Source organism: Marinobacter sp. tcs-11, assembly GCF_002049515.1.
Taxonomy (GTDB): Bacteria; Pseudomonadota; Gammaproteobacteria; order Pseudomonadales; family Oleiphilaceae; genus Marinobacter; species Marinobacter nauticus.
This window is the reverse complement of the sequence record NZ_LLYU01000012.1, coordinates 82,692-97,185: the sequence shown is the minus strand read 5'-3', so window position 1 is coordinate 97,185 and position 14,494 is coordinate 82,692. Positions and strand designations below refer to the sequence as shown.

Here is a 14,494-nt window from a genome sequence, read left to right as displayed (position 1 = left end):
AAAACTGTCAACGCCCATTTTCAATTTATTTTACCGGGCTTCGGTTTCCACCTATCGAGCTGTTCAGAATACAACCAGAACGACCAAAAATCACCCGGATTTTCACCCCTCACCATGGATTCAGGGATCAGGCTTTCAGAATTCGACCTTTATAGAGCTTGCTGCAGTGCGAGCTTTCTCCCGGGCATCCTCTATGGAGCTACCCAACGCCAGCGCTACCCCCATTCGCCTCCTGCCTTGTAATTCCGGTTTTCCGAACAGGCGTAGCTGGGTTCCCGGTTGTGCCAGGGCTTCTTCCAGGCCGGTATAGGAAACTTCTGTGGAGCTTCCCTCCGGCAGAATGACCGCCGACGCACTGGGACCATTCTGTCGAACAACAGGAACGGGAATACCCAGTATGGCCCTGGCGTGGATAGCAAACTCGGACAGGTCCTGGGATACAAGCGTGACCAGTCCAGTGTCATGAGGGCGAGGTGAGACCTCCGAGAACCAGACGTTCTCACCCTTCACAAACAGCTCAACACCATAGATGCCGTAACCGCCGAGATCTTCCACCACAGCACGGGCGATCTCTTTTGAACGCTGTAATGCCAGGTCATTCATCGGCTGCGGCTGCCAGGATTCGCGATAGTCACCATCTTCCTGCCTGTGACCAATGGGCTCGCAGAAGGTTACCCCCTCTTTATGCCTCACCGTCAGCAAAGTAATCTCATAGTCAAAATCGACAAAGCCTTCGACGATTACCCTGCCCTTTCCTGCTCGGCCTCCGGTTTGTGCGTACTCCCAGGCTCTTTCAATATCGGCTTCGGTCTTTACTGTACTTTGCCCCTTGCCAGACGAACTCATCACTGGTTTTACCACCAAGGGAAGCCCGACTTCCGCAACCGCCTGCAAATATTCTTCCCGCGTACCCGCAAACCGATACGGTGACGTTGGCAACCCGAGCTCTTCCGCAGCCAACCGACGAATACCCTCACGATTCATCGTCAGGTTCACCGCCCGCGCACTGGGTATCACCCGATAACCTTCCTGCTCGAGCTTGACCAACTCCGGGGTGGCAATAGCTTCTATCTCCGGAACAATCAGGTTCGGGCGCTCTTTCTCGATGACGCTCCGCAAAGCCACAGGGTCAAGCATGTCGACAACATGGGAACGATGGGCCACCTGCATTGCCGGTGCATCGGCATATCGATCAATGGCGATCACCTCAACGCCGAAGCGCTGGAGCTCAATCACAACTTCCTTGCCCAATTCCCCGGAACCACAAAAAAGTACCCGGAACGAGTTGCTTTTAAGAGGTGTACCCAATCTGACGCTGGTCTTGGTGTTATCGGTCATCTTATAGAGCTACCTTTTGTTCACGTATTGCCACCAGTTTCAAAACTTCTCGGCGTTCATCGTCTGTCATGCGAGTCCAGTGAAGAATCTCGTCACTGGTACGATGGCACCCTATGCAAACATCGTTCTCGTCTAAGGCGCACACGCTTACGCAGGGTGAGCGCACCCGATCAGCCCTGTTCATTTCTGCTCCGGATCACACGCTTTAAGTTTCTCCAGGTAACGCGTGGCATTCTGAACATAATGCGCCGCGCTCATTTCCAACATTTTCTTCTGATTGTCGTTCAATTCACGCTTGATCTTGCCGGGAGAACCCACAACCATCGAACCATCCGGTATTTCCATACCTTCAGGAATCAGCGTATTGGCACCAATCAGGCAATGCTTGCCGATCTTTGCCCCATTAAGCACCACTGCGTTTATGCCAATCAGTGAATAATCGCCGATATCACAGCCGTGCAGCATCACCTTATGCCCGACAGTAACACCCCGGCCGATGGTCAAAGGCAGCCCCGGATCGGTGTGAAGCACCGATCCATCCTGAACGTTGGATTCAGGACCAACCGTGATGCACTCGTTGTCGCCGCGAATAACCACGTTAAACCAGACGCTACTTTTCTCCAGCAAGCGGACATTGCCAGTGATAACGGCGTTTGCAGCAACAAATTGACCATCGCCAACTACCTGGGGGCGCTTGTCTTCGAGCTCGTAAAACATATCAGCCTCCTTGAGGGGGTTCGAGCAGATCGATTCCGGCATCGTACACGGCGTTCATAAAGTCGACCAGAACAACCGCGGAGAGCCCCCAGATCTGGTAACGCTCCCAGCGGTAACAGGGCACATAAAAGGTGTGGTTCAGAAAACTGAGGGCATCGGTGCGTTCCCTCCTGTCCTCCAGAAAGAAGGAAAGCGGTACCCGGAACACGCTTTCTATTTCATAGGGATTGGGCACCACCGGATGATCGCCTGGAACAACCCCTACGTAGGGTGTTACAAGAATGCCGTAGCGCGACATTACCTGGCTTAATGGTGCGATGACGTCCACCTGGTCGGGAGGCAACCCGATTTCTTCATGGGTCTCTCTCAACGCAGTGGCCGCAAGCGACGAATCCTCGGGATCCCGCTTGCCGCCCGGATAAGACACCTGGCCACGGTGGGTTTTCAGGTTGGCAGACCTCAGGGTAAAAATCATTTCCGGATTGTTTTCATCATCCGTTACCGGCACCAGAATACCGGCTTCCGGATAATCCAGTGCCAACTGTCGCGGGGCATAATTGGATAATTTTTCAGTTAATAGGTCTCGCACTCGCTACTCCAGTGGCATCCCGATTTTGCATGAGACACAGACAGCCGGGATCGTTAAACTGATGATCAACAGACACTCAGTATACGGGGAAACTAATGAAGTATTGCAGCACATGCGGCCATCCGGTCGAACAACGCATTCCGGAGGGTGACAACAGGCACCGCTACGTATGTGTCAGCTGCGAGACCATACATTACCAGAACCCGAGAATTGTGGCGGGCACGGTTCCCGTCTGGGAAGGCCAGATACTCTTGTGCCGACGCGCGATCGAGCCCCGTTACGGCTATTGGACCCTGCCCGCGGGTTTCATGGAAAATGCCGAGACAACCATTGAGGCTGCGGCGAGGGAAACTCTGGAGGAAGCCCTGGCCGAGGTCACCATAGAAGGCCTCTACTCCATCATCGATGTGCCCCACATCAATCAGGTTCACATGTTCTATCGCGCCAGCCTAAAAGACGGGCAATTCGGCGCCGGAGAAGAATCTCTGGAGTCGCGGCTGTTCTCCCCCGGCGAAATTCCATGGGACGAGATATCATTTCCAACGGTTCGCAAAACCCTTGAACTCTTTCTTCTCGACATGGAGACCGAGCGTTTTGGCGTCCACGTCAGTGATATCCGTCATCCCATGGGAAAAAAAGCCTGACGCCCCCTTAAAGATCAACCAGCCGAAAAACCTCATAAGCGGGCTCTTCATAAGGATGTGCTTGCTTCAGTGCGGCTAGCGCATCTCTTATGAGGCTGTCGTCGCACACTAACTCCACTTTATATTCCCGCACCGTTTCTAATTGCCCCTGTTGCCCCAGAAACGGATCGCTTCCCGCCAGCGGCCGGAACTGCCCCTGGCCTTCACATTGCCAGGCACAACTGTCGTATTCTCCGATTTTTCCGGCACCAACATTGAACAGTGCCTGCTTGGTTTGTTCCAGATGACTCTCGGGTACGAAGTAGCAAAACTTATACACGGACACCTCCCTGACTGATCAAATATCACCCAGCATTAGAGAATTCAAACTTACTCACAGATTCTGTGGATAACTCTGGGGAAAGTTTTTGGGAATCGCCCCCCAAGCCCCATGAATACTGGACTTCTCTTAAATTGCCGACATTTTCACCCATGATTTTATTCCCCTTAATATCAACAAGTTAAAGGTTTCGCACAAAAACTGAACTTAGTTCTCAATGTTTGCTCACAGAACGGCCAGGGCGGCACCGGAAATGTGCATAAAGTTGTCTAGTCAAGCCCCGAGACAGCAAATTTACAGACTATTTTAGGGCATCAGGGGTTGAATTTGGGGTTGACATCAAAGGTACAGGCTTAACCAATCTACAATAAAAAAAGCCAGCCTCGACTCTCTTGGAAACAGAGACCGGAGGCTGGCTTTTCACTTCTCTTTTCAGCTGCGATTCAGCGAATCAACCAAACCACTTTCTGGCGTTGCGGAACATGCGCAACCAGGGACCATCTTCTTGCCAGGTATCCGGGCGCCAGGAGTGCTGAACGGCCCGGAACACCCGCTCTGGATGGGGCATCATGATGGTCACGCGACCATCCCGTGTGGTAATACCGGTAATACCAGACTCTGAACCGTTGGGGTTATAGGGGTAACGGGTCGTTTCCCGGCCACGGTTGTCGACATATCGGAGAGCAACCAATTCGTTATCCGACAGCGCCTTGGCTGACGTGCCGGAAGCGAACTCAACCCTCCCCTCACCGTGGGCAACCGCGATCGGCATACGGGAGCCAGTCATGCCATCCAGGAAGGCGGATGGTGAAGAAGTAACCTCAACCATTACCAGACGCGCTTCAAACTGTTCGGACTGGTTTCGAACAAAGCGCGGCCAGCCTTCACTGCCCGGAATCAGCTCGTGCAGGTTGGAAAGCATCTGACAACCATTACAGACACCAAGGGCGAGGGTATCCTGGCGATTAAAGAACGCAGCAAACTGATCACGCACCCGGTCGTTAAACAGGATGGACTTGGCCCAGCCTTCACCAGCACCCAGCACATCACCGTAGGAGAAACCGCCACAAGCCACCAGACTCTGGAACTTCTCCAGGCTGATGCGACCGGATAGCAGGTCACTCATGTGAACGTCCGTCGCTTCAAAGCCTGCGCGGTCGAAGGCGGCCGCCATCTCAACCTGCCCGTTTACGCCCTGCTCCCGCAACACCGCCACTTTCGGCCGTTTGCCGGTATTAATAAATGGCGCCGCGACGTCTTCATTCAGATCAAAGGTCAGATCAGCACTCAGCCCCGGATCCTCGGCATCGAGCAGGTTCTCGAATTCTTCCCGGGCACAGTCGGCATTGTCGCGAAGAGACTGAATGCGGTAGCTGGTTTCTGCCCAGAGGCGCTGCAGATCTGGGCGCGCCTCATCCAGAACCGGCTCTCCGGCAAACAACAACCGAACCCGATCCTTGTCATTCAGAGTACCAATGACACTCGTGTGATCTCCCAGCCCGGCACCGGAGAATTGCTGGAGAACGAAATCAGTGTCTTCACGGCGCACCTGGATAACCGCACCCAGCTCCTCATTGAAGAGTTCACGGGCAAATTGGGATTCGTCTTCCGCGAGGCCATCCAGCTTGATATCGACACCGGTTCTGCCGGCAAAGCTCATTTCCGCGAGGGTGACAAACAGACCGCCATCGGAACGGTCATGATAGGCCAGCAACTTGCCATCGTCGTTGAGGCCCTGAATAACCGCGAAAAATGCCTTGATGTCCTCGGGATCGTCCAGATCCGGCGCCACAGCACCCACCTGACGATAAACCTGCGCCAGCGCAGATCCGCCAAGACGGTTCTGGCCAGCGGCCAGGTCAACAAGAATAAGATCCGTTTCACCGGCATCAGTGCGCAGCTGAGGTGTCTGGGTGCGGGCAACGTCGGTAACCGGAGCGAAGCCGCTGACAATCAGAGATAGAGGCGCGGTCACGCTCTTCTGCTCGCCATTGTCCTCTTCCCAGGCGGTTTTCATGGACATGGAGTCCTTGCCCACCGGAATGGTAATACCCAGCGCCGGGCACAACTCCATACCCACCGCACGAACGGTTTCGTAAAGGTTCTCATCCTCGCCCGGATGACCTGCGGCGGCCATCCAGTTTGCCGAGAGCCGGATATCAGACAGCTTCGCAATCGGTGCCGCCGCCAGGTTGGTAATGGTTTCGCCTACGGCCATTCGGCCTGACGCCGGCGCATCAATCACTGCAAGCGGCGTACGCTCACCCATCGCCATAGCTTCACCGGTACGCACATCAAACGATGCTGCGGTGACCGCCACATCACTCACAGGTACCTGCCACGGGCCCACCATCTGGTCCCGGGCCACAAGCCCGGTAATGGTGCGGTCGCCAATGGTAATCAGGAAACTCTTGGAGCCAACCGACGGCAGACGCAGAATCCGCCGAACCGCATCGTGAAGATCGATTTTCGTGGAATCGAAAATCGGCTTGGTAAAGGAGGAACGGCTGACACTGCGATGCATGCGCGGAGGCTTGCCGAAAAGCACTTCCATCGGCAGATCCACGGGCTTGTCGTTGAAGTAGGAATCGCCCAGCTCCAGATGATGCTCCTCGGTCGCCTCACCAATCACGGCATACGGGCAGCGCTCGCGACGGCACAGGGCATCGAACAGATCCAGGTTTTCAGGCGCAACCGCCATCACGTAACGTTCCTGGGATTCGTTACACCAGATCTCCAGGGGCGACATCCCCGGCTCATCACTGGGAATATCCCGGAGCTCAAACTTGCCACCACGGCCACCGTCCTTGACCAGCTCCGGCATGGCATTGGACAAGCCGCCAGCTCCCACATCGTGAATAAAGCAGATCGGGTTTTTCTCGCCCATCTGCCAGCAACGGTCGATAACTTCCTGACAACGGCGTTCCATTTCAGGGTTATCGCGCTGTACCGAGGCAAAATCCAGATTCTCGTTACTGGAACCGGAGTCCATGGAAGAGGCTGCGCCCCCACCAAGACCAATCAGCATGGACGGGCCACCCAGCACAATCAGTTTGGCGCCGACCGGAATATTGCCCTTCTCGACGTCCTGCTCGCGAATGTTACCCAGACCACCGGCAATCATGATCGGCTTGTGATACCCACGAACCTCTTCACCGGCAGCACCCGGCACTTTTTCTTCAAAGGTCCGGAAGTAACCGGCCAGGTTAGGACGACCAAATTCGTTGTTAAACGCAGCACCGCCGATGGGGCCTTCAATCATGATATCCAGCGGAGAGGCAATCCGGTCCGGCTTGCCATAGCCAATTTCCCAGGGTTGCTCATCACCGGGAATATTCAGATTGGACACGGTGAAACCGGTAAGACCGGCTTTCGGCTTGGAACCACGACCGGTCGCGCCTTCATCCCGGATTTCGCCACCAGAACCTGTGGCCGCGCCAGAGAAAGGGGCAATCGCTGTTGGGTGGTTGTGGGTCTCCACTTTCATCAGGATGTGCACCGGCTCCCGGTTATAGCCGTAGACACCCGAGTCCGGATTCGGGAAGAAGCGACCGGCTTCGCTGCCGGCGATCACCGCGGCGTTGTCCTTGTAGGCCGACAGCACGCCCTCGCTATTCATCTCGAAGGTATTGCGAATCATCGCGAACAGGGACTTTTCCTGGCCTTCCCCATCAATATCCCAGGACGCGTTGAAAATCTTGTGGCGGCAGTGCTCAGAGTTGGCCTGAGCGAACATCATCAGCTCAACATCCGTCGGATCCCGCTCCAGGCCGACAAAGGATTTGACCAGGTAATCAATCTCATCGTCCGCCAGCGCCAGGCCCAACCGGCCATTTGCTTCCACCAGGGCATCCCGGCCACCAGACAACACCGGTACCCGTCCCAGAGAGCGAGGCTCTTCGTGGCTGAACAGAAGTTCCGCACCGCCCATCTCGTGAAATACTTTCTGCGTCATGCGGTCATGGAGAAGCGCCGCAATCTGCTCACGCTGTTCCAGACCCAGTTTCTTGCTGGCCTTGACGTAGTAGGCAATACCACGTTCAATTCGGCGGATCTGCCGGAGGCCACAATTGCGGGCGATATCCGTGGCCTTGCTCGACCAGGGCGACAAGGTGCCCGGTCGCGGTACCACCAGGAACAGAATTCCATCCGGCTCCTCAACCTGGACACTGGGACCATAGGTGAGCAGCCGATCGAGAATGGCCTGTTCCGAATCGGAAAGGTCGGCATCAAGATCCACAAAGTGCATGAACTCGGCATACACATGTTCTACACCCGGCACCATTTCCTGTATACGGGAATGCAGTTTGCGGGAACGAAAAGGCGAGAGCGCTGGCGCGCCGCGAAGTTCAAGCATGATATCAACCTGTATCGCGCGAATCGGGGGACGTCTGAAAGGCCGCAATGATACTTGAAACCGACCTCAGGTTACAGCGGAAGCTGGCCTCTTTCCGCAGTGTAAAATTGACATTCTTTTGCACAGTTATTAACCAGACCAATTGACCATTTCGCCCTCAGCAGTGATCATTGAAACTATGCATGGAAAGCAAGAAGCATCAAAAAGCAGGAGCATGGGAGCACCTCCCGGACCATCCTGACCATTGAGCGTGTAGCGGAGAGCAGGGATTTGTCACGATTTATCAGCACTTTCCGAAGCAGTAGTGCGCAGTTGAGCATTGTGTTGGCAGTTATCCTTGCCACCGGCTGCTCGCAGCCCACCACGCTGCAGGAAATCCGGGAAGAAGGCGTGTTGCACGTCATTACCCGGGTTGCGCCTTCTATCTATTACCAGGACCGGGAACAGGACACCGGCTACGATTACGAACTGGCCAGACTGTTTGCCAACGAACTCGGCGTTGAACTGCGGGTTCGGGTCGCCGACGACAATTCTGAAATCCTCTCTGTCCTATCCAGAAATTACGCTCACGTTGGTCTCGCCGGCCTGACACAACGTCCGGACTTTGACAATCAGTACCGCTCCGTGCCCATCGGGGTTTCCGCGCAGTCGGTGATCGTCTACCACAAGGAAGTTCCGGCACCGGAATCACTGGAAGATCTGGCTTCCGAAACCATCCATATGCTGGCCGACAGCAACCATGAGCACCTTATTGCCGACCCTGCGAATGAGGCTGGCCCTATCATTCAGAAACATCCCGGCCTGGATGCAGCCGGTCTTCTTGCCCGAGTGGAAAGCGGGGAATTCGGCTATGCGGCGGTGGCCTCCAATGAACTGGATCTGAACCACGTCTTCTTCCCAAAGGTTTATGAAGCGTTCGCACTGAACGAACCCAGTGATCTTGTCTGGCTATTTCCAGCTGCTCAGGATGACACTCTGGTGAATGCCGCCGAAGCTTTCATGGAAAGGGTGAACAACAACGGGACCATGGCCCAGCTCGCCGAACGGTTCTACGGTCATCTGGACCGGCTCAATTACGTTGGCGCCCGCACCTTCATGCACCACGTTGAGAACCGCCTGCCCCGCTATCAGTCGCTGTTCAAGGATTATGCCCAAGAATCCGGTATGGACTGGCGCCTGCTGGCCGCCATCGGGTACCAGGAATCCCACTGGCGCCCCAACGCCGTCTCCCCCACCGGGGTTCGCGGTCTGATGATGCTCACCCGCACCACCGCCAATTACATCGGTATTAATAACCGACTGGATGCCGAGGAAAGTATTGAGGGCGGCGCCCGCTATTTCCGGATGGTGCACGGGCGAATCCCGGACCGAATTCCGGAACCGGATCGCACCTGGTTCGCGCTTGCTTCCTACAACGTCGGCTTTGGACATCTGGAAGATGCCCGACGCCTGGCGGAATCCGCCGGGAAAGATCCGGATCGGTGGATGGATGTAAAGGAATTCCTGCCTCTGCTGGCCCAGAAAGAGTGGTACACCAAAACCCGGTTCGGTTACGCACGCGGGCATGAACCGGTTGTCTACGTACAGAATATCCGGCGGTATTACGACGTCCTGGTCCGGATTACGGAACCGGACGCACCGTCGGCATCCGGGCTTGAGGACCAGCTGGCCTGGCTTGGCGACAACGAGGCCGGCCCCGAAGCCCCAGCCAAAGAGTCTCAGCCGGATCTGCGCGCAGACCTGCCTCCGGAATTACGGTTGATACCACCAACACTCTGACTCAAACATCATCCGATCGCGCGCTCAAGGCGTGCTCGGACTGGGAGGATGAAAACCCTCGCCGGGCCAGAAACCGGGCCTGGCGGAGTTTTTCAGGCAGATCCCCCTGCACATCCGCCAGCCCGAACCGTTTATCACGGGCCCGGACCGCTCTCCGACACCACTCTTCTTCTGCGACGGACGACAGACACTCCGGCGCCTGATTCACACCACGCTGCTGCAGCTCGGCCAGTATTCGCAGTGGTCCGTAGCCGGCTTCAATGCGTTGGCGGCTATAGATCTCCGCGAACCGGTCGTCATCCAACCAGCCCTCACGCTCATATTCATCGAGCACCGGATCAAAAACATCCGGTGGAATCTTGCGCTGCCGCAGCTTGATCGCGAGCTCATACCGGCTGTGCTCCCGGCGGGCCAACAGGCGCAGCGCTACCGAACGAGCCTGGTATTCCGGATCGTCATGTTTCTGATCTTTTGCCATACAGGCCCTTTCCGCGATGACTTGCAAAACGATAGACTTAGCGTCCCGGGGCACCCCCGCAAACACACTACCCGAAACAGACACCTGATCGGGCCGGAAGGCGGAGATACTCTGCCGCCACCGCAAACTGGTTGCAATCCCAAGGATACCGTTTATGGCTGCATTCATTCAGAAATTGTTCAAGAACCGCAAAACCGTCTCACTCGAAAGCCAGAAGGCATCCGAAAAACCACAAAGCAACCAGCCAACCGAAGAAGACAACCGACAGCAGTTACGCCAGCAGCAGGAACGCCAGCTTGGCGCCAGCCCTGAACCATCGGCACTCGCAGCGCTGGCCATAGAAGGTGTGACTTCCGCCATTCGACTGCAGGCGGCGAGTCAGCTTAACCAGGAAGAACACCTGCAGGCGGTGCTGAAACAGGCAAAAGGCCGCGATAAAAGTGTTTACCAGACTGTCAAACAGTCACTTCAGATTCTGAAGGAACAGCAAGCCAGCGAAGCGGCCACCCAGCATCGAATCACCGAGCTGGTTGGCCAGGCACAGGACCAGGCCCGAAGCGAAGACACCAAACTCTACGAAGCCCGGTTGAACGCCCTCCAGGACCACTGGCAGAGCGTTGAAAACAAGGCCAGCGCAGAGCAGACCCAGCAATTCCTGCAAGCGGTCCACCAGATTCGTGAACGCCAGAAGCAACTGGATGAGACGCGCCAGGAAGAGCAGCGGCACCTCGATCAGAAGCAGCAACGGCAGGAAACACTGGAACTGCTGCAGCAAACCCTGAACCAGCTTAAAGCCGCAGTGCCCTCTGGACTTCCCTCGGAATCTGCCCTCGATGCGTTGCAGAAAACCCAGGAAAACCGATGGCTGGAAGCCACGCGGGACACCCAGGTGGAAAAACAGGAGCAGAAGCAATACGAGCAAGCCATGCTGGCCCTACGCAACTATCTTGGCGCGGTGCGGCGCCTGAACCTGGCGCGGCCGCAAATCAGCGAACTGGAAAGCAACGACACCGACAGCGCTCAGGCTGCCGCAAAAGCCCTGTTGCAGGAAGTGGCCTGGCCTCAGGAATTCCCGCTACCCCAGGCCCTGGCCGATCTGCGGGCCCTGGCCGGTAAGCCACGCACACAGCCTGCGTCAGACGGAACCCGGGAACAGCAGCAGGCAAACGTGGCCGCCCTTAATACCACCCTGCCCAAACTGGAAGCCGCGCTGGAAGCAAAGCAGTTCCGGGAATCCCGCCAGCTCCTGAAAACAGCCCAGAACCAGTTTCAGGCGCTTGATGATCGTCACCGCAAGAACGTCCAGGCGAAGATGCAGTTACTTGCCGGCCAGTTCCGGGAACTGAGCGATTGGCAGGGATTCGCCACCGAGCCCAAACAGGTCTCTCTGTGCGAACAGATGGAATATCTGGCGGAACAACCGATGGAGCCGGAGGCCAAGGCAGAGCGAATAAAAGAACTGCAGAACGAATGGCGAGAACTTGGTGGCTCGTCCGACCGAACCCTCTGGAATCGTTTCAAAGCAGCGTCCGATCAGGCCTATGAGCCCTGCAAAGCCTACTTCGAGGCAAAAGCCGATCTCAAACAGGCCAACCTGCACAAACGGGAAGCCATCTGCGAGGAACTCGAACGATTCCTCGCGCAGGCAGACTGGACCAGTATTGACTGGAAAGGTGCCGAACGGATTCATCAGACCGCCCGTCAGGAATGGAAAGCGGCCTGGCCGGTAGACTTCCGGGATAACCGGCAGGTACAGAAGCGGTTTGACGACCTGCTGAAGAACCTGGAGCGGCCCCTGGACGAGGAGCGACAGAAGAACGAGGCCGCCAAACAGGCGATTGTCGAGCGGGCTCAGGCGTTGATTGACCATGAACCTCTTCAGGAGGCCATGGATCAGGCCAAAGCCCTGCAATCGGAATGGAAGCGTATCGGCATCACCCGGCACCGCGAAGATCGCAAGCTCTGGCAGGCGTTCCGCCAAGCCTGCGACCAGATCTTCGAGCGACGCGATGCCCAGCGGTCTGCACAGCAACAAGCGACTGAGAAGGCTGACGCCGACGCTCGCGCAGTGGTTGCCAAGTACCGCGATCTCGGAACAGAGGCTGACGAAGCGTTGATCAATGAAGCCAAGACCGAGCTCAAGCCGTTAGCCGATATGCCGCTCTCACGACCGGTTAGGGGCGAAGTACAAGACCTTCGTCAGCATCTGACAGAGCTGGGGCAGCGCAAAAAGCTGAAAGCCAGACTCGATAACTGGAAGACACTGATCAAAGAGCGTGTGAGTGGCGCCCTTGCCCCGGAACAGGTTCCTTCAAACTGGCAGAATCTGGTTAACGGCGCGACCTCTCTTACAGGTAGAGACCTGGTGATCAGGGCGGAGATCGTTGCCGGCCAGGAGACTCCGGACTCAGACCAGGGACGGCGTATGGAAATCCAGGTTCAGCGTCTGGCCGAAGGTCTGGGTGGTGGCGATCAAACCTCACCTGAGCAGGAACTGGAAAGGCTGATCGCACTCTGGTGCCTGCACCCGGAGATGAACGAACAGAGCGCAGAACACGCTGGTCGACTGGTTCAGGCTTTGGAAAGCCGCCTGCAGCACTAAAGCATCATTCTCTCTGGTGCTGTCGTACAAAATCCCTGGCTTGCCTGACCGCAGCCAGGGATTTTTCCTTCATTTCCTTTAATTCCTCGTCGGCAAGGTAGAACATCATATCGATGGTGTGCCGATAGTACCTGCCCGGCAAACGATTCAGAGCCACACACATCACGTCGGTCAGATAATCCGCTGTGTCCGACTCCTCCCGGGTTGCATCGATCGCATCCAGCACCAGCCTTTCGTAGAAATTATCGATAGCATCTCTCAGAGACATGGTTACACCTGCCTGCTTTATAGGATCAATCCTTATTCAAGATAGAAGTCACAAGCGTTTGTGTCATTGTCCCTGAGCAATTTTGCCAATGGGATTGGCAGCGGCTGTCATTACCGGGGGCTACACTGAACCGCTATGGTTATCACTCTTTGAAATCAAGCCCGGATAACAATCAGAGGAACAGATATGACCACCGAGGCGTACATTTTCGATGCCGTTCGCACCCCCCGCGGCCGCGGCAAGAAAGATGGCTCACTGCACAGCGTTAAGCCGATCACGCTGCTCACTACCGTGCTCAAGGCTCTGGAAGAGCGTAACCGGCTCGACACTTCTCAGGTAGATGATGTCGTCATGGGCTGCGTCACCGCCGTGGGTGACCAGGGCGCGGATATCGCCAAGACGGCGGCACTGGCCGCTGACTGGGATGAGAAAGTCGCCGGAGTAACCCTGAACCGCTTCTGCGCCTCCGGCCTGGAAGCCGTGAACCTGGCCGCCATGAAAGTGCGCTCCGGGTGGGAAGACATGGTGGTTGCCGGTGGTGTCGAGGCGATGTCTCGCGTACCCATGGGTTCCGATGGAGGCGCCTGGGCCACCGATCCGGAAACCAACCTGCACACCGGCTTCATGCCCCAGGGCATTGGCGCAGACCTGATCGCGACCCTGGAAGGCTTCAGTCGTGAAGATGTCGACGGCTTTGCGGTGAAATCCCAGCAAAAAGCCGCCAATGCCTGGGAAAAGGGGTACTTCGCCAAATCCATCGTGCCAGTTACCGACCAGAACGGCGTTGTCATCCTGGACCGGGACGAGCACGTGCGCGGCAACACGACCGTCGAATCCCTGGCAGGCCTCAAGCCCTCGTTCCAGATGATGGGCGAGATGGGCTTTGACGGCGTCGCCCGGGAAAAATACCACTACGTGGAGAAGATCAACCACGTGCACCACGCCGGCAACTCTTCCGGCATTGTCGACGGTGCCACCGCCATGCTGATTGGCAGCGAAGCCAAGGGCAAGGAACTCGGCCTGAAGCCACGCGCCCGCATCGTTGCCACTGCGGTTACCAGCACAGACCCCACCATTATGCTCACCGGCCCTGCCCCGGCTGCCCGCAAGGCACTGGAGAAAGCCGGTATGACGGTGGACCAGATCGACCTGTTTGAAGTGAACGAAGCCTTCGCCTCGGTGGTGATGCGCTTCCAGAAAGAACTGTCCGTTCCGGACGAGAAAGTGAATGTAAACGGCGGCGCCATCGCCATGGGCCACCCGCTGGGTGCTACTGGCGCCATCATCCTCGGCACCCTGCTGGATGAACTGGAACGCCGTGAACTGCGCTACGGCCTGGCCACCTTGTGTGTGGGCGGTGGCATGGGCATTGCCACCATCATCGAGCGCGTCTGAACACCACT

The 14,494-nt window shown here is 56.5% G+C and carries 12 protein-coding genes; 4 read left to right on the top strand and 8 right to left on the bottom strand.

The annotated features are described in order from the left end of the window. Positions 1-135: 135 nt before the first annotated feature. Genes purT through ARC85_RS13765 form a run of 4 tightly spaced genes read right to left on the bottom strand, consistent with a single transcriptional unit; the run spans position 136 to position 2,644 of the window. Complete coding sequence (gene purT / locus ARC85_RS13780; protein ID WP_014421942.1) at positions 136-1,338, bottom strand: formate-dependent phosphoribosylglycinamide formyltransferase; 1,203 nt, start codon at positions 1,336-1,338, stop codon at positions 136-138. A 1-nt stretch (position 1,339) separates the two neighbouring features. After that, on the bottom strand, positions 1,340-1,522 hold the full coding sequence (locus ARC85_RS13775) for a DUF1289 domain-containing protein (protein WP_011785938.1): 183 nt from the start codon (positions 1,520-1,522) through the stop codon (positions 1,340-1,342). Next, entirely contained in the window at positions 1,519-2,055 is a 537-nt protein-coding gene (locus tag ARC85_RS13770; RefSeq protein WP_286715133.1) for a gamma carbonic anhydrase family protein, read from the bottom strand. The genes ARC85_RS13775 and ARC85_RS13770 overlap by 4 nt, the downstream gene beginning before the upstream one ends. Position 2,056: 1 nt before the next feature. Beyond that, entirely contained in the window at positions 2,057-2,644 is a 588-nt protein-coding gene (locus ARC85_RS13765; RefSeq protein ID WP_022992909.1) for an NUDIX hydrolase, read from the bottom strand. A gap of 95 nt (positions 2,645-2,739) precedes the next feature. Here ARC85_RS13765 and ARC85_RS13760 point away from each other — a divergent pair, with 95 nt between their 5' ends. Further along, the gene (locus tag ARC85_RS13760; RefSeq protein ID WP_153741640.1) at positions 2,740-3,288 is read left to right on the top strand and encodes an NUDIX hydrolase; all 549 of its coding nucleotides are present in this window, start codon (positions 2,740-2,742) and stop codon (positions 3,286-3,288) included. 7 nt (positions 3,289-3,295) lie between these two features. Here the strand turns inward: ARC85_RS13760 and ARC85_RS13755 are convergent, their stop codons facing one another. Together ARC85_RS13755 and purL are read right to left on the bottom strand one after the other, a co-directional pair. Next, positions 3,296-3,607 (bottom strand): YqfO family protein, encoded by a 312-nt coding sequence (locus ARC85_RS13755; protein WP_199452010.1) that lies wholly within the window; start codon positions 3,605-3,607, stop codon positions 3,296-3,298. A 451-nt stretch (positions 3,608-4,058) separates the two neighbouring features. After that, complete coding sequence (purL, locus tag ARC85_RS13750) at positions 4,059-7,964, bottom strand: phosphoribosylformylglycinamidine synthase (protein ID WP_286715128.1); 3,906 nt, start codon at positions 7,962-7,964, stop codon at positions 4,059-4,061. A 270-nt stretch (positions 7,965-8,234) separates the two neighbouring features. On the opposite strand from purL, the gene mltF reads away from it, so the two are divergent. Beyond that, positions 8,235-9,743: a membrane-bound lytic murein transglycosylase MltF gene (mltF, locus tag ARC85_RS13745; RefSeq protein WP_011785944.1), complete on the top strand. Its 1,509-nt coding sequence runs from the start codon at positions 8,235-8,237 to the stop codon at positions 9,741-9,743. 1 nt (position 9,744) lies between these two features. Here mltF and ARC85_RS13740 read toward each other — a convergent pair whose 3' ends face one another. Further along, complete coding sequence (locus ARC85_RS13740) at positions 9,745-10,221, bottom strand: regulatory protein RecX (RefSeq protein ID WP_041656412.1); 477 nt, start codon at positions 10,219-10,221, stop codon at positions 9,745-9,747. Between the two features lie 154 nt (positions 10,222-10,375). Between ARC85_RS13740 and ARC85_RS13735 the strand changes: the two genes are divergently transcribed. Then, positions 10,376-12,823 carry a DUF349 domain-containing protein gene (locus tag ARC85_RS13735; RefSeq protein ID WP_011785946.1) on the top strand — a complete coding sequence of 816 codons (2,448 nt, stop codon included), beginning with the start codon at positions 10,376-10,378 and terminating at the stop codon, positions 12,821-12,823. A gap of 4 nt (positions 12,824-12,827) precedes the next feature. Here ARC85_RS13735 and ARC85_RS13730 read toward each other — a convergent pair whose 3' ends face one another. Next, on the bottom strand, positions 12,828-13,091 hold the full coding sequence (locus tag ARC85_RS13730; RefSeq protein WP_011785947.1) for a late competence development ComFB family protein: 264 nt from the start codon (positions 13,089-13,091) through the stop codon (positions 12,828-12,830). Between the two features lie 186 nt (positions 13,092-13,277). Between ARC85_RS13730 and ARC85_RS13725 the strand changes: the two genes are divergently transcribed. Beyond that, entirely contained in the window at positions 13,278-14,486 is a 1,209-nt protein-coding gene (locus ARC85_RS13725; protein WP_011785948.1) for an acetyl-CoA C-acetyltransferase, read from the top strand. Positions 14,487-14,494: the final 8 nt, after the last annotated feature.

Excerpts from the sequence above, each read along its gene's own strand:
- purT (WP_014421942.1), bottom strand. The coding sequence starts at position 1,338 with ATGACCGATAACACCAAGACCAGCGTCAGATTGGGTACACCTCTTAAA.
- ARC85_RS13730 (WP_011785947.1), bottom strand. The coding sequence starts at position 13,091 with ATGTCTCTGAGAGATGCTATCGATAATTTCTACGAAAGGCTGGTGCTG.
- ARC85_RS13740 (WP_041656412.1), bottom strand. The coding sequence starts at position 10,221 with ATGGCAAAAGATCAGAAACATGACGATCCGGAATACCAGGCTCGTTCG.
- purL (WP_286715128.1), bottom strand. The coding sequence starts at position 7,964 with ATGCTTGAACTTCGCGGCGCGCCAGCGCTCTCGCCTTTTCGTTCCCGC.
- ARC85_RS13760 (WP_153741640.1), top strand. The coding sequence starts at position 2,740 with ATGAAGTATTGCAGCACATGCGGCCATCCGGTCGAACAACGCATTCCG.
- ARC85_RS13775 (WP_011785938.1), bottom strand. The coding sequence starts at position 1,522 with ATGAACAGGGCTGATCGGGTGCGCTCACCCTGCGTAAGCGTGTGCGCC.
- ARC85_RS13770 (WP_286715133.1), bottom strand. The coding sequence starts at position 2,055 with ATGTTTTACGAGCTCGAAGACAAGCGCCCCCAGGTAGTTGGCGATGGT.
- ARC85_RS13725 (WP_011785948.1), top strand. The coding sequence starts at position 13,278 with ATGACCACCGAGGCGTACATTTTCGATGCCGTTCGCACCCCCCGCGGC.
- ARC85_RS13735 (WP_011785946.1), top strand. The coding sequence starts at position 10,376 with ATGGCTGCATTCATTCAGAAATTGTTCAAGAACCGCAAAACCGTCTCA.